Origin of the sequence: Nguyenibacter vanlangensis (assembly GCF_013376155.1) — a bacterium.
Taxonomy (GTDB): Bacteria; Pseudomonadota; Alphaproteobacteria; order Acetobacterales; family Acetobacteraceae; genus Gluconacetobacter; species Gluconacetobacter vanlangensis.
In genome coordinates, this window is the sequence record NZ_JABXXP010000277.1 from 1 (window position 1) to 3,675 (window position 3,675).

The following is a 3,675-nucleotide window of genomic DNA, read 5'->3' on the forward strand; positions in this document are numbered from 1 at the left end:
CCCGGCGCGGCAGCATCGCCGCCAGCAGCAGCCCGCCTGCCCCACCCAGTGCCCCACCCAATGCCTGGCGGCGCGACAGCATGACCTGATCCATCAGACTGCTCCGGCCGCGTTGCGGATGGCCGCGCGAATGCGGCGATAGGTGCCGCAGCGGCAGATATTGCCCGACATCGCCTGGTCGATGTCGTCGTCGGTCGGGTGCGGATTCGCCTTCAGCAGCGCCACCGCCGCCATGATCTGCCCGGTCTGGCAATAGCCGCATTGCACCACGTCGATATCCAGCCAGGCCTGCTGCACGCCGCCGGCGAGCGTGTCGCCTTCCAGGCCCTCGATGGTGGTGACGGGCCGCGGCCCGACCAGGGACACGGGCAGCGAACACGAGCGCACCGCCTTGCCGTCGACATGGACGGTGCAGGCGCCGCATTCGCCGATCCCGCAGCCGAACTTGGTCCCCATCATGCCCAGAACGTCGCGCAGCACCCACAGCAGCGGCATGTCGTCGGGGACGTCCACCTGATGTGACGCGCCGTTAACCTGCAGTGTCAGCATGCATCCTCCGGCTGTATGGAATCCGGCCGTGGCAGGGATCGCCGGGCTCGACCTCATGACATTGATAACAATAGATTGCCGGGGAATGGAACCCGCGTTGTCACGGCGCGCGTCTTAGATCGCGTCGGTGGAATGCCTGTCTTCGGGCGTGCCCAGCGTATCGGGCAGGGAATCGGAGAGTGGGGCGGTCGCCAGCGTGATCGCGTCGTCCGACGGAAACTGCAGCGCGCCGCTGTTCTCGGGCAGCAGCCGGACCTCGGACCGGTCGGATTTTTCCCGCGCCCTGGCCAGTTCGTCGAGATTGGCGCGAATCACCGGATATTCGGCGACCAGGCGGCGGAAGCGGCGCGCGCTCATCGTCAGGAAATGGCCGAATTGCAGCGACCGGCTGATGGCCCGCGCAGGTGCGTCGGCCAGGGCCGCCGCCGCGCCGACCACGTCGCCGGCGCCGTAGCGCACGTCATGTTCGGCGTAGTGGGTTTCGGCCAGGCCGGCACTGATGAAATAAACGGTCCGCACCTTCCGCCCGCGCTTGTACAGGCGCTGGCCCGGCGTGGTGAAATGGACCGAGACCTGCCTGGCCAGGTCGTGCAGCGCGGCGTCGGGCACGCCGCGAAACACCGGCAGTTCGCGCAGCCGGACCTCGATCCCCGCCTTGATGTTGAAGGTCAGCGGCGCGTCGAGCTGCCCGCGCCTGCGTTCGACGTCGCGGTGCAGCTCGCGGTGCAGTTCCTCGCTGATGAGGGACTCGTCCATCAGCGAATCATATTCCTCGCTTTCCAGGCGCAGCGCGACCTGCTGCAACAGGCGGCCTTCCAGCGCCTCGGAATAGCCGTGATAGTGCAGCCGCAGGGTCTGCAACGCCTCGTTCAGCAATTTGCGTTGCCGCTCCAGGACCTCGGCGACGATTTCGCCGATGCGGCTGCCCAGCGTCGGCTCCATGCGGGTCCGCATGAAGCGGATCAGCGAAAGCGAGACGAAATAGGCGATCATCAGCATTTCGAACCGCTCGGTCATGCAGGACATCAGCGGCTGGTCGAAATGGAAACGATGGTGGATCGCCTGGGCCAGCCGAAAACGCAGGGACGGGCGCACCCGGCGCCGCAACGCGCGGACATAGCCGAAGCGCCCTTCCAGCCGCGCGCCGTCGACCATGGCCTCGGCGGAGCGCAGCAGCGTTTCCATCACCGGGCGCGACAGCCCCTGGATGCGGAACAGGTCCAGCAGGATCGAGCGCTCGCGGTTGGCGATCACGATCAGGGCCAGGGTCACGCGCTGGCGGTCGCCCAGCGCGGTGTCGAATGTGTTGGCCTGCTCTTCCTCGGCCACGCGCTTGTCCAGCGCGCCGACGGTCCGGTTGACGACCGCGCGGGAGAAACCGAGCTCGTCCGCCATTTCGCGGGTGCGGTCGCGCACCTCGCCCAGGCCGATGCCCAGGACCTGGTGGCGCAGGGCCTGATCGATCGGCGAGAGCTGGTCCAGCTTCAGGAACAGGACCAGGTAGCGCAGGGTCGTGCCGTTGACGAACAGGGTGATCAGCACGAACCCGGTGGCGATGATGCCGATGAAATGGGCGACCGGCGTCGAGACATGCTCGTTTTCGGTCACCGCCAGGGCCAGGGCCAGGGTGATGGCGCCGCGCAGGCCGCCCCAGACCATCGTGACCTTGAAGGGAGCCGGCACAGGCGGGGACAGGCGCGTGGCCGCGAGTACCGGCAGCAATCCGAACACCACCGCGCCCCGCGCCAGCAGACCCGCCCCGGTGGCGATCAGGATCAGTACGCAGTCCCACCGCGTCATGCCGACCAGCAATCGGGGCACCAGCATCGAGGCCAGCACGAAGACCAGCGAGCCGGCCCAGAACACCAGTTGCTGCCACAATTCGTTCAGGAAGCGCCAGGTCTGGGGCCGGATGGTGGACGGGCCGTAAACCGACAGGGTCAGGCCCGCGGCGGCGGTCGCGACCACGCCGGAAAAGCCCAGGAATTCGTCGCACAGGATATAGACGATATAGGGCAGCGCCACGGTCAGGGTGATCTCGGCGGCCGGCGCGGGCCCGATCATGGTGATCAGCATCAGGGTCAGCCGGCCGAACAGCATGCCCATGACGATGGCGCCGCTGAACGAGACCAGGAATTCCAGCGCCGCGCCGCCGGGGGCAATGGGGTGATGCGACGTCACCGCCGCGAGCAGGATCGAGAAGATTGCAATCGCCGCCGCGTCGTTCAGCAGGGCCTCGCCCTCGACCAGGCGGGTCAGGCGGCTGGCGGTGCCGATTTCGCGGAAGATGCCGGCCACTGCGGACGGGTCGGTGGTGGCCACGATCGATCCCAGCAGCAGGCAGACCGCCAGCGGCAGGCCGGCGAAGGGAAACAGCGCCAGCCCGATGGTGGCGGTCGAGACGACCACCGCCACCACCGCCAGCAGCAGGACCGTCGCCGTTTCATGCGCCAGGCGCCGGACATCGATCGCCAGGGCCCCCTGAAACACCAGGGCGGGCAGAAAGATCAGCATGAAGGCTTCGCTGTTCAGCGGGAAATAGAGCAGCGTTTCCGCGGCGCCGTTGAACAGGTCGGTGTGGGAGCTGCGCAGGACCAGATCGGCCGTGCCGCCCAGCACGATGCCGGCAACGGCCAGCAGCACGGTTTCGGACAGTTCCAGCCGGCGGGCAAGCGGCTGTACGGCACTGACGACCACCAGCAGCAGGGCGATCGCGAGCAGTACTGCCGCCAGTCCCGTCACCGCCATTCATCGCCTCCCGATCGTCGCATGGACTGACCACATTATTCTTGCCGACGAGTATGACCATCCGATGGCCGCGGGCACCCGCCTGGAACCCGCCGCCGAGGGTCGGGGCCGGTCCAGAGCCGGGAAAAGCCGGCGCCACCGCCGGACGCGGCGCGTTGGTCACACGGTCCTGTCCGAAAAAGCACAGAACCGGCCCGAGGGGCAACGCCACGCACCGGTCACGTTATGCTGCACCCTTGAAACACAAGGCCGAATGCCGCCCGCCCCCTGTCAGGCGGCGGCGCGGGTCACGGCCAGCCACGCGCGGACCTGTCCCTCGGGGTCCGGATGGGCGATGAAATCGGACACGGCCGACACGCAATCGGCGCCGGCGGCCAG

2 protein-coding genes and 1 pseudogene are annotated in these 3,675 nt (G+C 67.9%); all 3 read right to left on the bottom strand.

Translation table 11 applies throughout. From position 1 onward, the window contains the following. Positions 1-93: 93 nt before the first annotated feature. Complete coding sequence (locus HUK84_RS12310; protein ID WP_176640554.1) at positions 94-549, bottom strand: (2Fe-2S)-binding protein; 456 nt, start codon at positions 547-549, stop codon at positions 94-96. A 114-nt stretch (positions 550-663) separates the two neighbouring features. Further along, positions 664-3,297: a cation:proton antiporter domain-containing protein gene (locus HUK84_RS12315; RefSeq protein ID WP_176640555.1), complete on the bottom strand. Its 2,634-nt coding sequence runs from the start codon at positions 3,295-3,297 to the stop codon at positions 664-666. Positions 3,298-3,567: 270 nt separating this feature from the next. Next, positions 3,568-3,675 (bottom strand): annotated as a pseudogene (locus tag HUK84_RS23240) (thiamine phosphate synthase); the annotation flags it as partial.